This window comes from Nocardia sp. bgisy118 (assembly GCF_057708605.1).
In genome coordinates this window covers 87,704-112,227 of the sequence record NZ_JBYISM010000009.1, presented here as the reverse complement: position 1 = coordinate 112,227, position 24,524 = coordinate 87,704, and the positions used below count along the sequence as shown (strand labels likewise).

General features: G+C 70.3%; 11 protein-coding genes. 7 read left to right on the top strand and 4 right to left on the bottom strand.

What is annotated here, in order from left to right; translation table 11 throughout:
- Nucleotides 1–257: 257 nt before the first annotated feature.
- Genes AC3EO7_RS13845 through AC3EO7_RS13835 form a run of 3 tightly spaced genes read left to right on the top strand, consistent with a single transcriptional unit; the run spans nucleotide 258 to nucleotide 13,770 of the window.
- Entirely contained in the window at nucleotides 258–10,388 is a 10,131-nt protein-coding gene (locus AC3EO7_RS13845; protein WP_435591377.1) for an HAD-IIIC family phosphatase, read from the top strand.
- A complete protein-coding gene (locus AC3EO7_RS13840; protein WP_435591376.1) occupies nucleotides 10,385–12,700 on the top strand; it encodes a thioester reductase domain-containing protein in 2,316 nt (771 codons plus the stop codon). Before AC3EO7_RS13845 ends, AC3EO7_RS13840 begins: the two co-directional genes overlap by 4 nt.
- Nucleotides 12,697–13,770, top strand: a complete 1,074-nt coding sequence (locus AC3EO7_RS13835; protein WP_435591375.1) for an alpha/beta hydrolase — start codon at nucleotides 12,697–12,699, stop codon at nucleotides 13,768–13,770. Before AC3EO7_RS13840 ends, AC3EO7_RS13835 begins: the two co-directional genes overlap by 4 nt.
- Here AC3EO7_RS13835 and AC3EO7_RS13830 read toward each other — a convergent pair.
- Nucleotides 13,753–14,754, bottom strand: a complete 1,002-nt coding sequence (locus AC3EO7_RS13830) for a Gfo/Idh/MocA family protein (protein ID WP_435591374.1) — start codon at nucleotides 14,752–14,754, stop codon at nucleotides 13,753–13,755. The two genes, AC3EO7_RS13835 and AC3EO7_RS13830, sit on opposite strands and share 18 nt — an antisense overlap.
- Before the next feature lie 104 nt (nucleotides 14,755–14,858).
- On the opposite strand from AC3EO7_RS13830, the gene AC3EO7_RS13825 reads away from it, so the two are divergent.
- Together AC3EO7_RS13825 and AC3EO7_RS13820 are read left to right on the top strand one after the other, a co-directional pair.
- The gene (locus AC3EO7_RS13825) at nucleotides 14,859–16,148 is read left to right on the top strand and encodes a glycosyltransferase (protein WP_431969889.1); all 1,290 of its coding nucleotides are present in this window, start codon (nucleotides 14,859–14,861) and stop codon (nucleotides 16,146–16,148) included.
- A 3-nt stretch (nucleotides 16,149–16,151) separates the two neighbouring features.
- Complete coding sequence (locus AC3EO7_RS13820) at nucleotides 16,152–17,426, top strand: glycosyltransferase (RefSeq protein ID WP_435591373.1); 1,275 nt, start codon at nucleotides 16,152–16,154, stop codon at nucleotides 17,424–17,426.
- A gap of 16 nt (nucleotides 17,427–17,442) precedes the next feature.
- On the opposite strand, the gene AC3EO7_RS13815 is transcribed toward AC3EO7_RS13820, so the two are convergent.
- Together AC3EO7_RS13815 and AC3EO7_RS13810 are read right to left on the bottom strand one after the other, a co-directional pair.
- A complete protein-coding gene (locus AC3EO7_RS13815; RefSeq protein ID WP_435591372.1) occupies nucleotides 17,443–17,736 on the bottom strand; it encodes an SHOCT domain-containing protein in 294 nt (97 codons plus the stop codon).
- Nucleotides 17,737–17,747: 11 nt separating this feature from the next.
- On the bottom strand, nucleotides 17,748–18,200 hold the full coding sequence (locus AC3EO7_RS13810) for a DUF6325 family protein (RefSeq protein ID WP_435591371.1): 453 nt from the start codon (nucleotides 18,198–18,200) through the stop codon (nucleotides 17,748–17,750).
- Nucleotides 18,201–18,520: 320 nt separating this feature from the next.
- On the opposite strand from AC3EO7_RS13810, the gene AC3EO7_RS13805 reads away from it, so the two are divergent.
- Together AC3EO7_RS13805 and AC3EO7_RS13800 are read left to right on the top strand one after the other, a co-directional pair.
- A complete protein-coding gene (locus AC3EO7_RS13805; protein ID WP_431969885.1) occupies nucleotides 18,521–19,936 on the top strand; it encodes a hypothetical protein in 1,416 nt (471 codons plus the stop codon).
- 323 nt (nucleotides 19,937–20,259) lie between these two features.
- Nucleotides 20,260–21,699: a DUF1254 domain-containing protein gene (locus AC3EO7_RS13800; RefSeq protein ID WP_435591370.1), complete on the top strand. Its 1,440-nt coding sequence runs from the start codon at nucleotides 20,260–20,262 to the stop codon at nucleotides 21,697–21,699.
- Nucleotides 21,700–21,706: 7 nt separating this feature from the next.
- Here AC3EO7_RS13800 and AC3EO7_RS13795 read toward each other — a convergent pair whose 3' ends face one another.
- Nucleotides 21,707–24,517: a cation-translocating P-type ATPase gene (locus tag AC3EO7_RS13795; protein WP_435591369.1), complete on the bottom strand. Its 2,811-nt coding sequence runs from the start codon at nucleotides 24,515–24,517 to the stop codon at nucleotides 21,707–21,709.
- Between the last annotated feature and the right edge of the window lie 7 nt (nucleotides 24,518–24,524).

Below are 24,524 nucleotides of genomic sequence, written 5' to 3'. Positions count from 1 at the left end.
CAGCCATCCTGATCGCTGTCCCGGCGAGATGCAAACATGAAATAGTCGCGGGCGCAAAGAGAGTCGAGCATTCGGTGCCCCCATTTCTGGGGGCTCGGCGCGCTGGATTCGATCTTGATAGCCCCGGCACGGGGTGCCACGACGGCTATATTGTGGGCGCTGTCGGTCACAACGCACCGTCCGTCGCTCCTCGTCCATCCAGGGGTAGCGGGATCGGTTGGATCTCGGGTCACATCACCGTTAGAGGAAGTTAGTTCGTGCTAAACACTTTCGTCGAGACACTCGTCGCTCAGGCCGAGAACCGGCCGGGCGATGTGGTGTATCGATTTTTGGACAGCGGTGATGTCGACGGTGTCGTCCGCGCAATGTCGTACGCCGAGCTGGGTATCCGCGCGCGGGCTATCGGCGCCGCGCTCCAGGACTCGACGCCGCGGCGCGCGTTGTTGCTGTACCCGGCGGGACCGGAGTTCGCCGAGGCGTTCTTCGGGTGCCTGGCGGCAGGCGTTGTCGCCGTCCCCGCGCCGCTGCCCGAATGGGAGAACCGGTCGCTGCGCAGGCTGCGGCGGATGGTGGCGCACGCCGAGGTCGATGTGGTGCTGGCGCCGCGGCGGGTCGTCGCCGACGCGGCCGCGCTCTGCGCGGAGATTCCCGAACTGGCGGGCGTGCGATGGCTGGGAACCGACGAGATCGAGGGCGATCTCGCAACGCGGTGGCGGGAGCCGGATCTCGGCCCGGATTCGGTCGCGTTCATCCAGTACACCTCCGGCTCGACCAGCGCGCCGCGCGGCGTACTGCTCACCCACGGAAATCTGCTGCACAACCAGGCGGCGATCGCCACGGGACTCGGACACGACCGGGCGTTGGCCGAGTCGTGGGACGGGGCGCTGTTCGCCAGCTGGCTGCCGATGTACCACGACATGGGGCTCATCGCGCCGCTGCTGCACACGGTCTATCTCGGCGGGAATTCGGTGCTGATGTCGCCGCTGCACTTCCTGCAACGTCCGGAACGGTGGCTACAGGCGATCTCCACCTACCGCGCCCACACCAGCGGCGGCCCCAACTTCGCCTACGAGCTGTGTGTGCGCCGCGTCGCGCCGGAGCAGATCGATCGGCTCGACCTGAGCCGGTGGCGGGTGGCGTTCAACGGTTCCGAGCCGGTGCGGGCCGCGACGGTGCGGCGGTTCACCGACACCTTCGGCAGGGCCGGGTTCCGCGCCGAAACGCACCAGCCGGTCTACGGGTTGGCCGAGGCCACCCTGATCGTGACCGCGCCCGCCATCGCCGCGCCGCCGTCGTTCCTCGACGCCGCGAGCCGTGCCACCGACGGACACCCCACGCGCGCAACCGAGTTGGTCGGCGTCGGGCACGCGTCCGAGGGGATCTCGATCGCGGTCGTCGACCCCGAGAGCGGCGCCGAACGCGCCGCCGGGGCGGAAGGCGAGATCTGGGTCGCAGGCGACAGCGTGGCCGCCGGATATTTCCGCGACGACCAGGCCACCGCCGAGGTGTTCGGGGCGCGGCTGCCCGGAGACGACCGTCGCTTCCTGCGCACCGGTGATCTGGGATTCCTCTCCGGCGGAGAGCTTTTCGTCACCGGCCGACGCAAGGATCTGCTGATCGTCGACGGCCGCAACCACTATCCGCAGGACATCGAGGAGACCGTCGAAGCGGCGCACGACGCCGTCCGTGCCGGATGCGTCGCCGCCTTCTCCGTGGACGTCGGGGTGGACGGGGAACAGCCTGTGGTGGTGGCCGAGGTGCGCGGCGAGGATCCCGGCGAGCAGGCCGCGATCGAGGGCTCCGTCCGCGCCGCGGTGGCGGCCGACCACGGGATCGGCCTCGCGGCGGTGCTGCTGATCCGGCCGGGAACCATCTTCAAGACCAGCAGCGGGAAGATTCAGCGTTCGGCGTGCCGGGCGGCCTATCTGTCCGGCGAATTGCTCGCGCTGCTCGCGGGCCCGGTGCGATCGCCGGAGGACGAGCTGGACGACTACGACGCGGAGCCCGAGACCGTGCGGCCGGAGACCGCCGAGCCCGCGGCGGGGTCCGCGGCGCAGCCCTCCGCGGAGGCGATCCGATCCTGGCTGGTGACGGCGATCGCCCGGCAGGCCGCGCTGGATCCGGAACGCATCGACGCGCATCGTCCGATGGTCGAATTCGGTTTGGGCTCGGCCGATCTGGTCGAGATGGTGGTCGACCTGTCGGATTTCGTCGGGCGCTTCCTCGACACCAACCTGCTGTTCGACCATCCCACGATCGACGGGGTGGCCACGGCACTGGCCCCCGACCCGTCGCACGATCCGGCTGCGGCGAGTGCCGCCGAGGCCGAGGCCGCTCCCGGCGACGACGCAGACGACGACGCGATCGCGATCCTCTCGATGTCCTGCCGTTTCCCGGGCGCCGCGGATTCGCCCGAGGCGCTGTGGCGGCTGTTGGACGGCAACGGTGACGCGCTCACCGAGGTGCCCGCGGGCCGCTGGGACATCGACGGACTGTACGACCCGGACACCTCCGCGCCCGGCAAGGCGTACACCTTCCGCGGCGGATACGTCGACGGCATCGACCGTTTCGACGCCGCCTTCTTCGGCATCGGCCCGCGCGAGGCCGCGGTGATGGATCCGCAGCAGCGCGTCATGTTGCAGCTCGGCTGGGAGGCGATCGAGCGGTCGGGTCGCGATCCGCGCACCCTGCACGGCAGCGCGACCGGCGTCTATCTCGGTGTGTACAGCACCGGCTATCTGGCCGACGTCGCGCCGGAACAGCTGAACGGCCAAGTCGGAACCGGACTCTCGCCGAGCGTCGCGTCCGGCCGGATCGCCTACACGCTAGGGCTGCACGGCCCGGCGGTCACCCTGGACACGGCCTGCTCCTCGTCGATCGTCGCGGTGCACCTGGCGATGCAGGCACTGCGCGCGGGGGAGTGCGACCTCGCCTTGGCGGGCGGCGCCACGCTGCTGATGTCGCCGACCGCCCACATCGAACTGAGCAGGCTCGGTGTGCTGTCGCCGACGGGCCGGTGTGCGCCGTTCTCCACCGACGCCGACGGCACGGTGTGGGCCGAGGGCGCTGGTCTGCTGCTGTTGAAGCGTCTCGGGGACGCCCGCCGCGACGGAGACCGGGTGCTCGCGGTCATTCGCGGTTCCGCCGTCAACCAGGACGGCCGCAGCCAGGGTCTGAGCGCGCCGAACGGCGCGGCCCAGGAACAGGTGCTGCGCTCGGCGCTGCGAGTCTCGGGTCTGGCGCCGCACGATATCGACTATGTCGAAGCGCACGGCACGGGGACGGCGCTCGGCGACCCGATCGAGGCGCGCGCCTTGGCGCGAGTGTTCGGACCCGGCCGCGATCCGCAGCGGCCGCTCGGCATCGGATCGCTGAAATCCAATGTGGGGCACACCCAGGCCGCCGCGGGCGTGGGCAGCATCGTCAAACTCGTGCTGGCGCTGCACCACGAACGCATCCCGGCCACACTGAATGTGGGAGTGCCGTCGCCGCAGGTCGATTGGGCGAGCAGCGGTCTGGCGGTGCAGGCCGAGCCGATGCCGTGGCGGCGCGGCGACCGGCCGCGCCGTGCCGGGGTGAGCGCCTTCGGGCTCAGCGGCACCAACGCGCACCTGATCCTCGAGGAGGCGCCACCCGAGCCCACGGCCGCGCCGGAGCCGGCGAGCGAGGACCGAAGGGTGGCGCTGCTGCCGATTTCGGCCCGCAGTCAGGCATCGCTGCACGGTCAGGCCGAACGGCTGCTCGATCTGGTGCTGGCCGAGCCGAGCTTGCGGCCGGGACCGGTCGCTCGCGCACTGGCATTGCAGCGCACCCAGTTCGAGCGTCGTGCCGTCGTGGTGGCGGGCGACCGGGACGAGATGGTCGGCGCGCTGGGCGATCTGGTGGACGGCCGGTCGTCGGCGAACGCCGTCGTCGGCTCCGGCCCGGTGCTCACCAACGCCAAGACCGCGTTCGTCTTCCCCGGACAGGGCACACAGTGGATCGGCATGGCGCGCGACATGCTCGCGGGCTCCGCGGAGTTCCGCGCCGAATTCGAACAGTGCGACAAGGCTTTCGGCACACATATCGGCTGGTCGCTGGTGGACCGGCTGAACACCATGACTGCCGCCGACCTCGCCGACTTCCCCGTCGTGCAGCCGCTGCTGTTCGCGACCATGGCCGCGCTCGCGGCCACCTGGCGGGCCGCGGGCGTCACCCCGGACGCGGTCGTCGGCCACAGCCAGGGCGAGATCGCCGCCGCCTACTGCGCCGGTGTCATCGAATTGAGCGATGCCGCACGGATCGTCGTCACGCGCAGCCGCCTGATGCAGGGCATTACCGAACCGGGCGCGATGGCGATGATCGGCCTGCCCGAGGCCGAGGTGCGCGGGCGGCTGGCGGATGTCGACGGCCGGGTGTCGATCGCGGCGGTGAACGTGCCGCGTTCGACGATCGTGGCGGGCGAGCAGGCGGCGGTGGAGGAACTGCTCGCCGAGCTGGACCGCGCGGGAATCTACACCCGGCTCGGCGCGGCCGGTCCCGGATTCGCGGGGCACTGCGGGCTGATCGAGTCCATCCGCGATCCACTGACCGCCGCGCTGGCCGACCTTACCGCGGATTCGCCCGCCACGCAGTGGTATTCGACGGTCTCGGGCGAGCCGATGACGGCCGAACCGATCGAACCCGGCTACTGGTACCGGAACGCGCGGGAGACCGTGCGGTTCGCGGCCACGATCGAGCGCATGATCGCCGACGGGTTCCGCTACTTCGTCGAACTCGGCGTGCACCCCTCGCTGACCGCGGCCGTGCAGGCCGTGTCGGAGGAGCTCGGGCGCGAGGTGGTGGCCGTCGGTTCGCTGGTGCGTGACCAGGACGGACCCACCTGCCTGGCCAGGGCGCAGGCCGAACTGTACGTCGCGGGCCACGAACTCGACTGGACCCGGCTGGTTCCCGACCACGGGCGGGTCCACCTGCCCACCTATGCCTTCGACGAACGGCGCTTCTGGACCGACCCCGTCCACCGCGACTCCGGGTCGCTCGGGCTCCAGGATGTCGCCCATCCCATTCTGGGCGCCGGTGTGCCGCAGCCGGATTCGGACGGCCTCACGCTGACCGGACGGCTTTCGCGCACGCAGCAGCCGTGGGTGGTCGATCACGCCGGACCGAACGCGGTGCTCGTTCCCGGCGCGGCGCTGGTCGAACTGGCCGTTCGCGCCGGTGACGAGGTGGGCAGCCCGGTGCTGCGTGAGCTGGTGTTGCGCGCGCCGATGCTCGTGCCCGAGCGCGGAGCTTTGCAGATCCAGACAGTCGTCGGCGGCGCGGACGACCGAGACCGCCGTACCGTGCGCGTCTACGCCCGCGCCGAGCACGACCCGGACGCCCAGTGGACGCTCCACGCCGACGGGGCGCTGGCCGCGGAATCCGAACCTGTTCCCGCACAAGTCGATTTCTCGGCGTGGCCGCCCGCGGACGCGGTTCGCGTCGACGTCGACGACCTGTACGCGACGCTGTTCGCGCGCGGGCATCACTACGGTCCGCTGTTCCGGGCGATGCGAGCGGCGTGGCGACGCGATGACGACATCTTCGTCGAGGTCGAACTCGCCGAAGCCGCCCACGGCGATGCCGCGAGATTCGGCATCCATCCGGCGCTGCTGGACGCCGCGTTGCACGCCACCGCACTGTTCGCCGCCGACGGCGCGAATGCCCTGCTGCCTTTCGTGTGGACCGATGTCACGCTGTGGGCCTCCGCCGCCACCGCGCTGCGCGTCCGGCTCACCCGGTCGGGATCCGACGCCGTCAGCGTGTTCGCGACCGACCGCACCGGACAGCCCGTGGTGTCGGTGGGTTCGGTGCTGTCGCGGCCGGTGGCCGCCGCGCAGTGGGACGCCGCCGCGCTCGCGCCCGCGTACCGTCGGCTGTTCCGGATGGAGTGGTCAGAGCTCCCGCTGCCCGTCCCGGACCGGACGCTCACGGTGGGCGAGTGGAATCCCGCCGCCCGCGAGGTCCGCGATGTGATCGTGCTGCGGGCGTCCGAAGGCGATGCACCGAGCCAGGTGCACGACGCCGCCCAGCAGACCCTGGCCGCGCTCCAAACGCTGTTGGCCGACCATCGATTCGAGCGGTCGAGGCTGGTCGTGCGCACCCACCGAGCGGTGACGCTGCTCGGCGAGGACAGCCCGGACCCGGCGGGCGCGGTTGTGTGGGGACTGGTGCGCTCCGCGCAGTCGGAGAATCCCGGCCGGATCACGCTGATCGATGCGGCCGACGGTGACGTGGACGTCGTCGCGCTCCTCGCCGCGGAAGAACCGCAGCTCGCCGTGCGAAACGGAGTGGCATTCGCGCCGCGGCTGACTCGGCTGCCCGAGGCGGCATGGCGCGCGCCGGAAGGCCGGGTGTCGCTCGGGGACGGGGCCGTGCTCATCACCGGCGCGCCCGGCAGGCTCGGTTCCGCGCTGGCCCGGCACCTGGCCGACGCCTACGATGCCAGAGATCTGGTGCTGGTCAGCCGCCGCGGTATCGACGGCCCCGGTGGCGTCGCGCTGCGGGACGAGCTGGAAAGCCGCGGTGTGCGTGTGCGATTCGCGCGCTGCGACATCGCCGACCGGTCGGCGCTGGCGCGGTTGCTCGACGGGCTGCCGCTGGCCGGTGTGGTGCACGCGGCGTGCGTCCTGGACGACAGCACGTTCGGCGCGTTGACCGCCGAGCAGCTCGACGCCGTGCTACGGCCGAAAGTCGATGCGGCACACCATCTGCACGAGCTGACCGCCGACCGGGAGCTGTCCATGTTCGTGCTGTTCTCCGCCGCGGGCGGCCTGTTCGGCACGCCAGGCCAAGCCAATTACGCGGCGGCCAACGCCTATCTCGACGCGCTGGCGCTGCGTCGCCGCGCCCGCGGACTCCCAGCCCAGTCGCTGGCCTGGGGCGCGTGGGAGGTCGACATGCACGACCAGATGGCGCAGGCCGACATCCGGCGGATCGCGCGCGCGGGCGTCCGCGCGTTCTCGGTGCCCGAGGGCATGGCCTGTTTCGACGCCGCCCTGCGAGTCGGTGACCCGCTGCTGGTGCCCTTGCTGCTCGACACCGGCGTGCTGCGCCGTGCGCCCGCGGTCCCGCCGCTACTGCGCGGGCTCGTGCGCCGCGCGCCCCGGCGGGCGGTGGCCGACCGCGCGACCGTCGACGCGGCGGCGGGTTCGCGCTTCGCCGAACGAGTGCGGGCCGTGCCGCGCGCCGAGGCCAGCGCGCTGGCCCTCGCCGCCCTCGTCGAGTGGACCGGGGAGGTGCTCGGCCACGCGGGCAGCGAAACGGTCGCGGCCGAGCAGACCTTCCAGAGCCTCGGTCTCGACTCCCTGATGGCGGTGGAACTGCGCAACAAGGTGCGCGAGCACACCGGAATCTCGGTGCCGCTCGGCACGATCCTCGCCGAGCAGAGTCTCGCCGACCTCGCCGATCATCTCGTCGGCGAGGTGGTGCGGCAGGCCGACGCAGGGGGCTCCGCCGCGGTCGCCGCCGAGGCTCCCGAGGTGGAGGTGCTGCCGGTCACCCGGGACATGATGCGCCTGCTGCGCACCGAGCAACTCGGCATCCCGAGCGCCGCGCAGACGGGCGGCGTCGCCGTGCGGCTGACCGCGCGGGTCACCAGGCCGCGGCTGGACGAGGCGCTGGCGCGGCTGGCCCGCAGGCATGCGGCGTTGCGCACCACCATCCGGTCGAGTGACGAGCACGGGCGGCAGCTGGAGATCCGTCGGGAGCCGGGCACATCGGCCGGTTGGCGCGACCTGAAACGGCTCGACGACACCGTGGTGCAGCAGCGTTTCGCGGAGCTGATGGCGCGGCCGTTCGATCTGGCGACGGGCCCGCTGTGGCGCTTCGAACTGCTGAACGCCGAATCCGGCGGTCAGGCACTGCTTTTCGGCGCGCACCACAGCATGAGCGATGTGCAGTCGATGCTGCTGGTCGCCGGTGAACTCGCCGCGGAACTGTCCGGCGCGGAGCTCGACGACGTCGTCACCAACCGTGACATGCATCAGCTGCTCGCCGCGCAGTCGAGCGGGCGCGACGACGCCGACGCCGAGAGTGCGAAAACGCGGTGGCGCGAGGCGTTCTCGGGCTCGCGCAGGCTCGACCTGACCATTGCGCATCCGCGTCCGGCCGCCCGCAGCTACGGCGCGGGGTCGGTGGCGCTCGACCTGCCCGCAGAATTGCACGACCGGGTCGCGGACCGCGCCCGCGACCTCGGCATCACCCCGGCCGCGGTGTTCCTCGGCGCGCTGACCATCCTGCTGGCCCGTCGTCAGCGGGTCGATCGGTTCGCGCTCGCGGTTCCGGTGGACACCCGCATGCACGCCGACGCGACTACCGCAGTCGGGTATTTCGGTGTGCCTGTGCCGTTCCCGGCGGCCGCGTCGGCCGGTGATCTCGTCGCCGACGTGCTGCGGCGCACCGGCGAGCGACTGCGGAATCTGCTCGCGCCCGGCGCGGGCTTCGCCGAGGTGCTCGCCGCGCTGGCCGCCGAGGGCCTCTACCGCGACAACGCGCCGATGATCGAGGTGTACTTCAACTACCTGCGCGCCAACTCCGCCGTCGCGCCGGCAGCGGTCGTTCCGGTGAGCACGGGCTACTCCGATCTGGACCTCATGGTCGCGGTGCTGCCCGATACCGGACAGGTGTGGTTCACCTACAACAGCGACATCATCGATGCGGGCGCCTGCGCCGAGTTCGGCGCCGAATACCTCGCGACGGTCGCCGCCGTCGTCGCCGACCCCGGGGCTTCGGCCCGACCGGAAACCGCTGGGCAGCAGCCGGTTCCCGGACTCCGCGCGGCGGTGGGCGCGACGTTCGCGCTCGGCAGGCTGCCCGAGCTGATGGCGGCGGCGTCGTCCGATGCCACGCCGATCACCGTCGCGGAGGCGCCCTACCATCATGTGCTGTCCTGCCTGCGCGACCCTTCGGGTGTGTTCGCGCAGCCGTCGACGGAATTGGGCATCGTGCTGCTGCGCGCGGCGGATCTGGAACGCTTCGGCGCGCTCGCCGACGACCAGCTCGCCGAGCTGGCCGCCGCGTTCCCCGCTGCCGTGCTCGAGGTGGCCGAACGCACGCACCGGCCGGTGATCGTGGGCATCCTGCCCTCGGCCCGCGCGGAGGAACGGTGGCTCGAATGGGAGCGGCTGGTCGCCGAACGCCTGCACGACAAGCCCGGCGTGGCGGTACTGGATGCGCAGGAGTGGACGCGCCGTCATCCGGTCGACCAGCCCTTCGACGATCGAACCGAGGTCCTGGCGCATCTGCCCTTCACGCCCGAATTCCAGGCGGCAGTGGCACTCACCGTCGTCGCGACCGCGGCCGACGCGACGGAGCCCGCGCCGAAGGTGATCGCCGTGGACGGCGACGACACCCTGTGGAGCGGAACGGCTGGCGAGATCGGTTCCGCCGCTGTGGCTTTCGACGAGCCACGCCGTGTGCTGGCGCGGCGGCTGCTGCACTGGCGCGACGCGGGAACGCTGCTGGTGCTGCTGACCAACAACGACGCCGATATCGTCGACGCGATCCTGGACCGGCCTGACAGCCCGCTGCGCCGTGAGCATTTCGCGGCCGTCTCCGCGGGGTGGGACGGCAAGCCGGAGCGGCTGGAGGAGGTCGCGAACACCCTGGGGCTCGGTCTCGACAGCTTCTGCTATCTCGACGACAACCCGGTCGAAGTGGCGCGTATGCGCGCGCGGCTGCCCGAGGTGCTGTCGGTGACATGTCCTCCCGGCGCGGAACTGGAGTCGTTCCTCACGCGGCTGTGGCCGGTGGTTCCGATCGCATCGACGGCCGAGGACCGCGCGCGGGCCGATTTCTACCGCCAGGATCGGGAGCGCGACAAGGCCCGCGCCACCGCGGAATTCGCCGCATTCCTCGCGGGGCTGAACCTCGAGGTCGCCATCGAGCCGCTGACCGAGGCCACCGCGGTGCGCGCCGAACAGCTCGTGCGGCGGACCAATCAGTTCACCCTCGCCACGGTCACTCACGAGGATCTCGACGGGTGGCGCGACGAGGGCGAGGTGTGGACGGCGACGGCGCGCGATCGCTTCGGCGACTACGGCCTGATCTCGGTGCTCGCGCTGCGGGCGGACGCGGACGTCCTCTGGATTCGCGGCTGGCAGCTCAGCTGCCGCGCCCTCGGCCGCGGCGTCGAGGAGCGGCTACTGAATTGGGTCGCCGATCGGGCCGACGCCCTCGGCTGCTCGACGGTGCGGATGTCGGTCGAGGGCTCGGGCCGCAACGAACCCGCCCGCCGACTGGCCACGCGGCTGGGCGGCAGAGCCTCGGAGGATGCGCGGCTGGAAGTCACCGCGACACCGGATCGTCTGCGGGAGTTCAGGTCCTGGGAAACCACGGCAGCCCATGGAGAAGAGGAGATGACTCGGTGACCGGTGCTGACGAACGGACGGCGGCCCGCAACCCGGCCGTCGACCGTCGCGTGCGCGGCGAAGCCCTCGAACGAGCCACCACCGGACTGGATGTCGCCGCCCTGCTGGCGCGCACGGGCGGCAACGGCGCTGCGCCGAGAGGCGAACCCCAGCACGGTGCGCGATCCATGGATGCCGAGGCAACCGGAGGAAACGGCGCGGCACAGCCGGACGAGTCCGGACCCGCCGCACCACCGAGGGACGCCGACGCTTTGGTCACGGCCGTGACCGCCGTGGCGAATCGGTTCACCGCGACGCCACTCGACGCCGACGCCGACTTCTTCGACGCGGGCGGCACCTCCCTCGCGGCGGTGGAATTCGTCGCGGCGCTGGCGCGCGAGCTGGATGTCCACCTGGATCTCGACACGGTGTTCTTCGACGCACGGCCCCGCAGGCTGGCGCAGCGCTGGCTGGCGGACCACCCGGAATCCGCACCGCCGCAGCCGAACGCGGAACCCGAGGCCGACACCGCCGACCTCGCACAGCTGTTCGCCGACCTCGTGGGCGCCGATCGGTTGCCGCTCGTCGCGGCGCCGGAACGGGTCGCACCGCGCCGCATCCTGCTGACCGGGGCCACTGGATTTCTGGGCAGTCATCTGCTGCTCGATCTCTTGCGCCACAGCCGAGCCCACGTGGTGTGCCTGGTCCGCGCCGACGACGACCACGACGCCACCCGACGGCTGGAAGACGCCGTCCGGCGCTTCGCGCTGCCGTGGTCGCGGGAGATACTGCGGCGCGTGACCCCGCTGGCGGGCGACCTGCGCAAGCCCCGGCTCGGTCTGTCCGACGAGCAATGGAAAACCCTCGCCGCGGACGTGGATTCCATCGTCAATGCCGGTGCCGCGGTGGACTTCCTGCGCGGCTACCCGTCGCTGCGCAGGACCAACGTGCTCGGCCCGCTGACCCTCGCGGAACTGGCCTGCACCGACCGGCCCAAACCGCTGCACCACATCTCGTCGCTGGCGGTGTTCAACGGAACGGACGCGGCCACCCTGGGTGAGGACGACCCGACCGCGCACGTCGCCGCGCTGCCCATCGGATACGACCGATCCAAATGGGCCGCCGAGGCCGCGTTGCGCCGCGCGGGCGAACACGGACTCGTGGTGACCATCCTTCGTCCCGGCGGCATCGGCAGCCACCCGGAGACCGGCGCACACAATCCGCGGGACCTCAACGCCGGAATCACCGCGGCGCTGATGCGATTTCGCACCGCGCCGGGCTTCCGGTACCTCAACGCCGCGCCGGTGGACTGGGTCAGCCGGGTGACCGCGGAGATCGTCGGCACGCCGAGCGCCTGGGGTCACACCTATCACCTCACGGGTGCGCCCACCTCGCTCGATCAGGTGGTCGCCGAAACCACGCTGGGCGGCATGGGTCTTCGCGTGCAGCACTGGGAGCAGTGGTGCGACGACGTGGTCCGCGCGATCCGCGAAGAACCGGTACCGGAACTGGAGTCGCTGGCGCAGGTTTTGCAAAGCCCCGTCGCCCGGCGTCAGCTGGCGGCGATGGTGACCGCGCCGCCCGCCTCGGCCACCCGGACCGAGGCGTTCGTCTCCGCCAACGGCCTGCCCGCGCCCGCGGCGTCCGGCCCGGCGGCCCGCAGCCGGATGCTCGCGGCCTTGGCGGGCGTCGGCCCGCAGCCGGGTGACGAGCCCTATCTGCGATTCGACGAAACACTCGCCGGGACAGTCGGTCCGGTCGGCGAGACCGCCGACCTCCCGTGCGATCTGCGGCTGACACTGTCCGTCGCGAGCGGCGCGCAGGTGTTCACCGCGCGCACGCTCGACGTCACCGGCGAGCTCACCTGCGCTCGGTTGCACGACGAGCCGCTCACCGTCGAAGGCACGGCGACCGTCCGGCCGCACGACGGGATTCCGCTGCGTCACGAGGTGCGGCATCCGCTCATGCACTACCGCCTGACCCTGCGTGATTCTTCCGGCGGCGCGTGGTGGCTGGAGGGATACAAGTTCGCCGCGGCGCGCAGGCGTTTCGTCCGGCAGCTCGGCACGCAGGTGATCGAGATCGGCCGCGCCGGGGAACCCGCGTCGTACCGCGGCGAAGTCGCCGTGCCCATGCACACCTACTTGCCCGACCAGATCGACGGCATCCGGATCGATCCACGACTGCCCGAACGGCAGCGGCGCCTGGCGAAACTGCTGTGGCTCAGCTGGTTCGGCGGCCAGCTCGGCAAAGGGTTGATGGAACCGATGCTCCGGGTCGGAATCGACCTGCTGGATCTGCGCCGGGCCGCGCGTAAGGAGCACCGCCGATGAACCTGCGATCTACCGCGACGGGAACCGTTGCCGCGGAGACGATTTCCTTCCGCACGGCCGACGGCGTCGACCTCGGCCTGCGCCGTGTCGGTCCTGCGGACGGTCCCGCGGTGCTGCTGGTGCACGGGCACGGGGTGTCGTCGGAGATGTTCGCGCTCTCCGAGATCCGGAACGTCACCGATGTCCTGGCCGACGCCGGTTACCAGTCGTGGCTGCTCGACTGGCGCGGCAGTTGCCGCCTGCCGTACAACGAATCCGGCCCGCCCTACACCTTCGACGATGTCGCGCTCTACGACCTGCCCGCGGCGGTCGCGCAGATCAGGGCCCGAATCGGCGACCGTCCGCTGTTCGTCGTCGCGCACTGCATCGGTGCGCTGGCCCTCTCGCTGAGCATGACGGCCGGACTGCTGCCCGGACTCGCGGGCGTGGTCGCGCAGGGCGTTTTCCTCACGCCCAAGGTCAGCACGTCGGCGCGGCTGCGCGTGCTGCTCGGCAGTGAGCTGCTCGGCTCGCGGGTCGGCCACATCGAATCCGACTTCCGCAAGGTGGGGCTCTGGTCCCGGCGCACCTTGCTCTACGCCGCGCTGTCCCGCAAAGGCGACTGCCCCGACCCGACCTGCCGCATGGTGCAGCACGGCTGGGGGATGGGCGCCAAGCTGTTCGAGCACGACCATCTGGATTCGCGCACGCACGATCGGCTGGCCGAATTGTTCGGCGCGATACCGCTTTCGGTGTTGCCGCACCTGCGGCAGATGGAACTCGCGCACGCGGTGGTGCGGTGGAACGTCGACGACGAGCGCTACGCGGCGCTGCCGGAGAACGCGCTCGACCACGCCGATCGCATCGACTGCCCCGTGCTGCTGCTGTCCGGCAGCCGTAACGAGGCGTGGCTCGATTCCAACAAGCTGTGTTACGAGGTACTTTCGGCGCGCAATCCGGGAACCGATGTCCGCTACACCGAGATTCCCTCCTACGGCCACCTCGACACGTTCATCGGGCGTGGCGCGGCGCTGGACGTGTTCGGGCACATCGTCGATTTCCTCGACGAGATGTCAGCTCGGTTGGCGTAGTGGCAGACCGGCGCTGCGGTAGATGGCATCGATGACGGACATGGTGGCGACGGCGTCGCCCGGCGCGGTGGCCACCGGCTCGCCGCGCAGCACCGCGGCGGCGAAGGCGTCGAGTTGATAGTCGTAGGAGGTCCGATGCGCGAAACGCCGCACCCGCCTGCCGCGCTCCGAGCGGACCGCGAGCAGATGTCCCAGATGCGGCAGCACCGGATTGATCAGCCGCATCCGGCCGCGGTCCCCGACGACGGTGGCGCCGACGCGCAGCACGTCGGCCGACCACATCGAGCATCGGATGTGGCCGCTGTGCCCGGAAGGGAAGCGCAGGTCGGCGGTCATCGCCCGGTCGATCCGGGATTCGCGCAGCTTCGCCCGCGCCGTGACCACTTCCGGGTCCTCCCCGCCCAGCACGCGGGCCATGTGCACGGCGTAGCAGCCCGCGTCCATCAGGGCGCCGCCCGCGAGGGCGTAGTCGTAGCGGATGTCGGAGAACTTCGGCAGCGGAAAGCACAGCGCGGCCTCCACGCGCCGCAGTGTTCCGAGTTCGCCGGACGCGATGATCTCCTCGGCGGCCGACATCAGCGGGTGATAGCGGTAGTGGAAGGCCTCCATCACGACGCGATCGGAATCGCTTGCCAGCGCGGCGATCTCACGCGCCTCGGCGGCGTTGGCCGTGAACGGCTTCTCGCACAGCACATGTTTTCCCGCCGCCACGGCGGCCCGGGTCCAGCGGCCGTGCAAGCCGTTCGGCAGCGGAATGTAGACCGCGTCGAGATCGGGCGCCTCGATCAGCGCCCGATAGCTGTCATAGATATGCGGAATACCGTGCTTGCGCGCGAATTGCTCCGCGCGCGACCGATCCCGCGCGGCCACCGCGGCGACGACGACCTCCGAGCTGCGCGCCGCCGGCGCGATCAGGGACGCGGGCGCGATGCGGGCCGCGCCGAGGATGCCGATGCGGAGCCCGGAGCGCAGGTGGTCGGTCACCAGCAGACATTAACATCGGCCGCACCGCGACCGGTCCGCCGCGACGGCCGGGCGAATTCCGACTGCGGACGAACGACAGCAGATCACGAGCGAAAGTCGAGAGTATGCGTATCGCATTGTTGACGGCGGGAACCCGGGGCGATCATCAGCCGTATCTGGCACTGGCGGACGAATTCCGTTCGCGCGGGCACGATGTCGAGATGACCGCCACCGAGAACTACGCCGACGTGGTGCGGCGGTCGGGCTTCGAGCCGCACGTCATCCCGTTCAACTCCGCGGAACTACTGGAATCGCCCGCCGCCAAACGCGCCCTGTCCTCCGGTAAGACGCTGCCGTTCGTCCGGATCATGCTGGACACGGTCAAGATCATGGCGGGCGAGCGGGGGGAACGGATGCACGAGGCGCTCAGCGGCGCGTGCGAGTCGGCGGATGTGATCGTCTCGTGCGCCTCGACCCTGCCCTGGGCGATGGAACGCGGGGAGAAGTACGGACAGACCGTGGTGGGCTGTCTGCCGTATCCGCTCGAGCGCACCACGGAGTTCCCGTCGTCGTTCATGGTCAAGCACATGATTTCGTCGCCGCGACTGCGGTTGGCCAGCTACTCGGGCTTCGAGATGGCCTACGGCCTGGCGTATCGCCGGGTGGATCGGCGGGTGCGCGCGATGATGGAGTTGCCGGGCAAGCCACGGAATCCGTTCCGGCGCATGCGCGAGGACGGTATTCCGCTGGTGCACATGGTGAGTCCGGTGCTGTTGCCGAAACCCGGCGACTGGCCGGACCGGTCGACCGTGGTCGGTGCGCCGATTCTGCCCGCCCGGCTGCGCGAGGCGTGGGGCGAGGCGGTGGTCGATCCGGCGTTGTCCGCGTGGCTCGACGAGGGCGAGCCGCCGATCTACTTCTGCATGACCGGGATGCCGATCCTCGATCCCACCGGATGCTGCGAGCTGATCGCCGCCGTCTGCCGCAGGCTGGGGGCCCGCGCCCTGGTGACCGTGCGCGGGGAGGGGTTTCCGCGCGGCATCGGGTACGACCGGCGATTGTTCGTGCTGGATTCCTTCGACTACGACCGGGTCCTGCCGCGGTGCCGCGCGGTCGTGCACCACGGCGGCAGCGGCAACACCCACGATGTGCTGCGCGCGGGCCTGCCCGCGGTGGTGATCGGCGTGCACAGCGACCAGTTCTTCTACGGCTGGCGCATTTCGGCGCTCGGCATCGGGGCCGATTTCCCGTATCCGTCGCTGACCGAGGACCGGCTGCACGACGCGCTGGTCCGGGCGTTGACACCCGAGGCGGGCAGGCGGGCGGCAGAACTCGGGCGTGCGGTCTCCGCCGAGAACGGGGTCCGCGCCACGGCGGACGCGGTGGAACGCCTGGTCGTCTCGGCATCGGCCTGAGCCGTGGGCGATTCCGTGCACGTCGCGATCTTCACCGACTTCCACCCGGCCACCCTGGGTGGCGTCCAAACCGCGATGCGGTCGCTGTGCGACGGCCTGCGGCGGCTCGGTCATCGGGTGACCGTATTCTGCCCTCCCGCACCGGGTTCCGTGACATCGGACGCCGATACGGTGGTGCTCGCCGCGCTGCCGGTCGCGATGTCGAACGGGCTGCCGGTCGTCCTGCCGACCCGGGCCACTCGGCGCACGATCGATGCCGCTTTCGCCGAGCGCGGTCCGATCGACATCGTGCACGCGCTGACGACCTACGGCTGCGGTATCTCCGGCGCACGCGCCGCGCGCAGGCACGGCATTCCGGTCGTCCAGACCATGCAGAGCCGTGACGACACGGTCATCGCGCAGTATTCGCCCGCGCCGTATCTGTCCGCGTTGACCATGCGTTGGGTGCACGGTTGGTTCGTGCCGTTGCGCGGGCGACCGCCGTCCGTCGGTGACGGCCGGATCGCCCGGCTCGCCTGGCGTCCGCTGATCGCGCAGGCACAGGCGGCCGATCGGGTGATCGTGCCGACCCGGCACTTCGCCCGTCGCGTCGCCGCGCACGGCGTGGACCGGCCGATTCACGTGGTGTCCAACGGAATCGACGACGAACTGCTCGACCGCGTCCGCGGCGGGGACGACGAGGCGACGAACACGGAAACACCGCTGCGGGCCCTGTGGTGCGGTCGCCTGTCGCCGGAGAAGCGTCCGCTCGAGGCGATCGAGGTGGCGCGCCTGGTCGAGGACTGCACGCTGGACGTCTACGGCGGCGGCCCGCTGGCCGACCGGGCCCGCTCGGCGGTCACCGAGGCGGATCTCGGCGGACGTGTGCGTCTGCACGGCGAGGTCGGCCAGGCCGACTGCCTGCGCGCCATGCGCGATCACGACCTGCTGCTGCTCACCTCCGACTGCGATACCCAGGGCATGGTGCTGCTCGAGGCGATGGCGATGGGCCTGCCTGTTGTGTACTGCGATCCCGAACTCTCCGAAACCGTGCCCGCCGAGGGCGGCGTTCGCGCCCCCGATCGGTCGGTGGAATCGTTCGCCGCGGTGCTGAAAGACCTCGCGCGCAATCGAATCCGTCTCCAAGCCGTGCGCCGGACGCTCGCGGAGCACGCCGACGAGCCGCGCCAATCGCGGCACATCGCGGCGATCCTGTCGGTCTACGCCGAAGCGCTCGCCACACCGGATGCCAGCGGGAGAGTCGTCGGTTCTCCGCGATGCCTCGGGCGGAATCGATGACGGCCCGGACTCAGGCTCAGGACGCGAGGATCCTGGCCTTCTCGGCTTCGAACTCGGCGTCGGTCAGCACGCCCTGCGCGCGGAGCCCGGCGAGCTCTTTCAACGCGGTGATCCGTTCCGTGCTCGCGCCGCCGCCGGGGGCGGGCTGCGGTGCGGCGGGCGGTTCCGCATAGCGTGGGGGCGGGGCGTACTGCTCCTGTTCCTGCGCCGCCCAGCGCTCTCCCTGGCGTCGGGAAACGCGATTGGAGACGGCGGTCGCGGTTCCGGAGATGATAGCGGTGCGGGCGACGCCGCGCAGCAGTCCGGGCATGACAATTCTCCTCAACGATTTTCCGTTTCGAGGGCATCGAGAGACGCCAATATGCTTTGCACCGGAATGCGTCCGGAGGCCACGAGTTCGGCGCCGTTGCGACGCAACGCAGACGCGAAAGGCGCTGCCCAGGTGTTCTCGTAAACCAGGATCGCGGCCGAACGTCCCGGTTCGAGCGCGGCACCGGCTTCCGTGCGGTCGGCGTCGTCGAGCAGGCCCGATCCCGCCTCCGCGAACAGGGTTATATCGATCTCGCCTTCGAATCCCACTTCGGCGATATCGATTCCGGTCAGCGAACCGTCGAGGTCCTTCCGGATGAACGCCAGATCGAGCACCCGGACGATGCCGCGTTCGACGAGGTCGCGCAGGAGGGGCAGCGCCGAACCGTCCGGAGGTCGGTCGGGAGGAAATTCGATCACGAGATAGTCGATGGGGCCGATCATGTCGATATCGGAGCCGGTCACTGTAACCCCTCTTTCTGTGCCGAGAAAGAGACAAATCGCCTGACATTCTTACCGAACGAGCTGTCGAAGCATGGCTTTTTGTGCGACGGGTGGCGTTGATTCCGAGAAGAATCTACGCTCTGCCGACGTCGCCGATGTTAGTGTCGATCATAGCGCACGCCCTGATCGGCGGCGGCTGTGAAAAATGCGGTCGGGGCGGGCCCGAGGGTTCCGCTCTTTGTTTCGATGTGACGTGCACCGGTCTCGTCCCGAAAGGGAAAGGCCGAAGTCGGCGAATTGCCGTCGCACCCCCGAATCCGTTCCTGGAGTGAGGGATTCCGATGAACTCCAAACCGCCCGAGGATCTACCCGCCGGTGCGCTCAGCGCGGACGAACGCGCCGAACTCGAACGGCTACGCGCCGAGGTGGCAGCGATGCGCGCGGAGGGTCGCGGCGCGCCGCCGGTCGCTCGACCGCCGCGGCATTCGTGGCGGTGGACCGCGGTGGCGGTGCTGACGGTGCTGGTCGCCGTTCTCGCGATCACGACGGTGATGTCGCGGTACGTGCGGAGCCAGATTCTCGACACCGATCGGTACCTGACCACGGTGGCGCCGCTGGGAACGGATCCGGCACTGCAGAACGAGATCGGGAACACGATCACCGACGAGATCTTCGCGCGCGTCGATATCGAGGGGCTGACCGCGGACGCGCTGGCCGCACTGACCGAAGCGGTCCCGGCGACCGAGGAACGGCCGCGGCTCGATCGCGCGATCGAGGGGCTGGCGCCGGTGATCGCCGTCCAGGCGCGCAACTTCGTCAACGAGACGGTGCTGACGTTCGTGCGCAGCGAGAAGTTCGAGGACCTGTGGCTGCAAGCCAATCGCGCGGCCCACACGGCGCTGGTCGCGGTGGTGACCGGGCAGGTCGGACCGTCTTCGGTGACCGTCGACGAGAACGGAACGGTGACCGTCTCGCTCGGCACGGTGCTCGACAACGTGAAAGCGCGGCTGCTCGACCGCGGCTTCACCTTCGTCGAGAAGATCCCGCCGGTCGACAAGCAGTTCGTCTTGTTCAGGTCCCCGGAGCTGGTCCGGGCGCAGCGGGCCGTCGACGCGCTCGACAATGCGGCGAACGTGCTGCCCTGGTTGACGATCGCGGCCGCGGTGTCCGCGATCGCCGTGGCGCCGCCGGGCCGCCGTCGCCGTGCCCTGGTCTTCGTCGGGCTCGCGCTGGTGGTGGGCATGCTGATCCTGGCGATCGCGCTGCTCCTCGCCCGAGCGCTGTATCTGGACCGGATGCCGCCCGACGTGCTGTCGCCGGACGCGGCCACCGCGATCGTCGACACGGTGCTGGTGCCGCTGCGCACCGCGCTGCGCGGGGTGGCCGTGCTCGGCATCGTGATCGCGATCGCCGCCTACCTCACCGGAGGCGCGGGCTCGGCCGTCGCCGTCCGCCGCGGCTTCGGGCAGGGCCTGGACGCGGTGCAGCGGCTCCGGCGTTCGCGCCCACCGAATCCGGTGGAGGTGTGGGCGTTCCGTGCGCGCGTGGCGCTGCGATGGGCGATCGTCGGCGTCGCCGCGCTCCTGCTGATCTTCTGGCGCTACCCCACCGGACTGGTGGTGGTGTGGATCGTGCTCGGCGCCCTGCTGGCGTTGCTCGCGCTGGAGATCCTGATTCGTCCCGCGCGCGGCCAGGAGGAGGCCGTCCCGCCCGGGCCCGAGGACGGTACAGGGACCCCGGCCCCGGCAGGCGCTTGACCCCGCGACCGGCGGCCGCCGTCGGACCACAGAATCGTGTGCACCGAGAATTGCTGGCGCCAGGCCGAAAGAGCCCGGACCTGTTCGTCCTGCACGAGGCAGCATCGGCGACCGTGATGCGGTGCCCTGGCGAACGACCTCGCTCGGCCATACTGAAGTTGTTGCTGATGAATTGCTAGTTAACTTTCTCGATGCCGGTTCGTTGCACGGAAATGCCGCCGCTTGGAAGTATTTTCCCGATAGTCTCTCCTCGAATCTCGAGAACGGCCAGGCCAGTCGGTGTCGCTTTCGGGCGGCGCCACATCGAAGAAGGGGCGTTTTCCATGAACTTCGGGAAGAGTCGCGAACATCGGGAGTTTGCCGCGGTATCGCGCAGGTCCGCTCTCGGCCTGGGGATCACCGCCGTCCCGATCCTGGGAATGGCCGGGTGCGGCGACGCCGAGGACAGCGGCGCGACGGCGACGTCCGCGGGCGCGGCCGCCGTGGACACGAAGGCCATCGCCACCGACGCCTACGTCTTCGGTTACCCCCTGGTCCTCATGGACGTCACCCGGGAGAACGGCGCTCCGCCCAACCGGTTCCAGCACGGCGACCCGCCGACCCCGGAGAACAAGCAGGTGGTGCGCCTCAACCTCGACACGCTCTACTCGCAGGCATGGCTCGACGTCCGCGCCGAACCGATGATCCTGCGGGTACCCGCGATAGAGCCCGGCCGGTACTGGCTCATGCAGATCATGGACGCGTGGTCCAACACCGTGCACGATCCCAGCAGCGTCGACCTGCAGGTCACGCCGGGCACGGCGACGCCTCCGTTCACCTACGCCGTCACCGGGCCCGGCTGGTCGGGACCGCTGCCCGACGGAGTGACCCGGCTCGCCGTGCCCACCGGCACCGCCTGGCTGCTCGGCCGGCTCCAATTCGACGGCGCCGCCGACGTCGACCGGGTTCGCGAGTTGCAACGGCAGCTGGAGCTGGTGCCGCTGAGCGCATGGGTGAAGGACCCGACCGCGGCCCACGGCGACCCCGGCGCGCAACCCGCACGCGCGGCCGACCCCGCCGCGATCGTCGCCGGGATGGACGGACCCACCTTCTTCGACCGGATGGGCAAGGTCATGGCGCTCAACCCGCCCGCGCCCGAGGACGCCGACGCCGTGCGGCGATTCGCCACCATAGGCATCGCCCCCGGCGGCAGCCCGGCCGACGTTTCGCCCGACGTGCTGAACGCCGCGGCCGACGACGCGAAGAAGCGGATCCCGACCTACCGCAACCCGTACGCCGAGGACATCAACGGCTGGACCTTCGATCCGACCGTCGGCGCTTACGGCACCAACTACGACCTGCGCGCGACCGTGGCCATGCACGGGCTCGGCGCCAACCTCGCCAAAGACGCCATCTACCCGACCGTCGACGCTGTCGCCGACGACGACGGAGTGCCGCGGCGCTTCCGAATCCGTTTCGCCGCAGGACAATTGCCGCCGGTCGATGCTTTCTGGTCACTGACCGCCTACGATGCGGCAAGTCACTTCGTGGAGAACCCGGCGGGCATCTATGCCGTCGGTCATCAGGTCCCGGTCGTTCGGGGCGCCGACGGCTCGGTCGAGCTGGTCGTGCAGAGCGCAGATCCCGGCGCGGCCGTACCGCAGGGCAACTGGCTGCCCATCCCCGCCGCCGGAGCGTTCTCTCTCACCATGCGCCTCTACGCCCCGAAACACGAAGCGGTCGAGGGTGTTTGGCAGATGCCGAAGCTCGAACGGGTCGACTGACCGCGAGTCAGCGTCCGCTGGTGACCAGGGTCGTCCTGGCCCGCTGCGGGCCGACCGCCGCGCCGACCGGGATGCGCGCGGAGGGCGTGGCGCCGCGCAGACGCGCACGGCGGACCGCGCTCTCGGCCTCGATGACGATCGGAACGATCAGCGACCAGCCGAGGCAGGCGAGCCACTGGCCGCCCGTCAGCGACGTCGTCATGAGCAGGTCTTGCAGGAACCCGATCTCCACGGCGAACACCGTGACGACGACCGGGATCGTCAGGATCTTCAGTGCGCCGAGAATCGGTGGCGTCAGGCCGGATTCGGGATCGCGGCGCATGACCAGCCCGCTCAGGATAGAGCCGAACGACAGCACGACGAACGCCGTGGTCATCGGGACGTTCGCCGTAGTGGTGCTCATCTCGCCGGGCGCGAGGAGCATCGCGGCGAGTGTCACGGCGAACTGCAGGACACCGTAGGCCAGCCACTGCAGGAACGAATTCCGGTTGGCGATCGGCCGCGCGGGGTCGCGGGGTGGCTTGTTCATCAGGTTCGGCGGCGGCGGATCGAGCATGATCACCGCGACCGGGAACAGGGTGATGAAGAAGTGCTGGAAGAGCACCATCAGCGGGGTCAGCGCGACGCCGTCGTTGATGTCGAAGATGCTCGCGACCAGGAAGAGCAGCACCAGCGAGAACAGCTTGGACATCTGATAGCGGATGTAGGACACGATTTTGTCGTAGATGCTGCGGCCCAGGCGGATCGCGGTGATCAGGGTGCCGAAATTGTCGTCGGTGAGCACCATCTTGCCCGCCTGTTTGGTGACCTCGCTGCCCGATCCCATGGCCACGCCGATGTCCGCCTTCTTCAGCGCGGCGGCGTCGTTGACGGCGTCGCCGGTCATCGCCACGACCGCGCCGCCGCGCTGCATGATGTCGGCGAGGCGCAGCTTGTCCTGCGGGGTGACGCGCCCGAACACGTGCAGGTTCGGCAGGGCGGCCGCCAGCTCCCCGTCGGTCATGGCCTGGAGTTCGGCGCCGCCGATCGCACCGGGTCCGAGCCCGAGTTCGGCGCCGATCGCGGACGCGGTGATCGCGTGGTCGCCGGTGATCATCCGGACGTCGATGCCCGCTTCGTGGGCCGTGCGCACCGCGTCGATCGCCTCGGGGCGCAGCGGGTCGATGATGCCGACCATGCCGACGAAGGTGAGGTCGTCGACGAACGCCATCGGATCAGCCGCGACGGCCTCCTCCTGCCCGTCCAGCACCCGCGCCGCGAAGGCCAGTACACGCAAACCCTTTTCGGACATGGCGCGATTCGCGGCCACGATCTCGTCGCGCATGTCGTCGATCGGTACCGGTCGACGCCCCGGCCGGTACGCGGTCGCGCACCGGTCGAGGACGACGTCGGGCCCGCCCTTGACCAATTCGACGAACCGGGTGAGCTCGTCGACTTCGAGATGGTGGAACGTGGCCATGAACTTGTACGCCGAATCGAACGGCACTTCGGCGACACGGGGATACGTCCCGCGCGTGAGCGGGGCGTCGACGCCGAGCTTGGCCGCCAGCACCACCAGCGCGGCCTCGGTCGGATCGCCGACGATCTCTCCGGCGTCGGAGACGGTGGCGTCGCTGTCGAGGCACAGCCCGTAGGCCAGCAGCGTGAAGTCCGGAACACCCTCACCCGCGATCTGGGTGATCTTCCCCGATTTGTCGTAGCCCTGGCCCTCGACGAGGTACTGCCTGCCGTGGAAGTACAACGACCGCACGGTCATCTGGTTCATGGTCAGCGTGCCGGTCTTGTCGGAGTTGATCGCGCTGGTGGCGCCGAGCGTCTCGACATCGGTGAGGTTCTTGACGACAGCCTTCGCGTCGGCCAGCTGGCGCGCACCGAACGCCAGCATCGCCTGGACGAAGGTGGGCAGGCCGGTCGGAATCGCGGACACGCCCATCGAGATGCCGAGTAGCAGCAGGGTCGTGACGCTCTGCCCGCGGATCAAACCGATGATCACGATGATCGCCACCGCGGTCCAGGCGATCACGCCGAGCACTTTGGTGAGCGCGTTCAATTCCCGTTGCAGCGGAGACTTGCTCGGCGCGACGGCCGAGAGCATCGAGGCGATCCGGCCCATCTCGGTGTCCTGGCCGGTCTCGGTGACCACCATGCCCGCCGTGCCGCGGGTGACCGAGGTGTTCTGGAAGACCATATTGGTGCGGTCACCGAGGGAGACATCGGTGGCGCCGAGTGTCTGAGCGTCTTTGGCGACGGGTGCGCTCTCACCCGTCAGCGCCGCTTCCTGCGTCTCCAGCGTCGCGGACCTCAGCAGCCTTCCGTCCGCGGGAACGATGTCGCCCGCCTCGAGTTCGACGATGTCGCCCGGCACGAGTTCGGTGGCGTCGAGCTGGGTCAGCGCTCCGTCGCGAATCACGCGCGCCTGCGGCGTCTGCATCTTGGCCAGGGCGTCCACGCTGGCTCGCGCCTTGACCTCCTGCTGGGTGCCGAGCACGATGTTGAGCCCGACCAGCGCACCGACGACGATCGCCGTCGGTATCTCACCGATGATCACGCTGACCACGGCCACCGCGACCAGCATGAGGTTCATCGGATCCTTCAGCTGGGAGAGCGCGATCGCCCAGACCGACGGCGCGGGCTCGGAGACGATCTCGTTGAGTCCGTACCGTTCGCGACGTCGCGTGATCTCCCTCGCCGTGAGACCAGACCGCTCATCCGAACCGAAGGCGGACAGCGCGACGGACGCGTCGAGCGCGTACCAGACCGGAGGGTCCCCGGTGCCGGCCGGATGCGCCGGGCTCGGCGCCGATTCCATCGAAGCCATGGCGCTC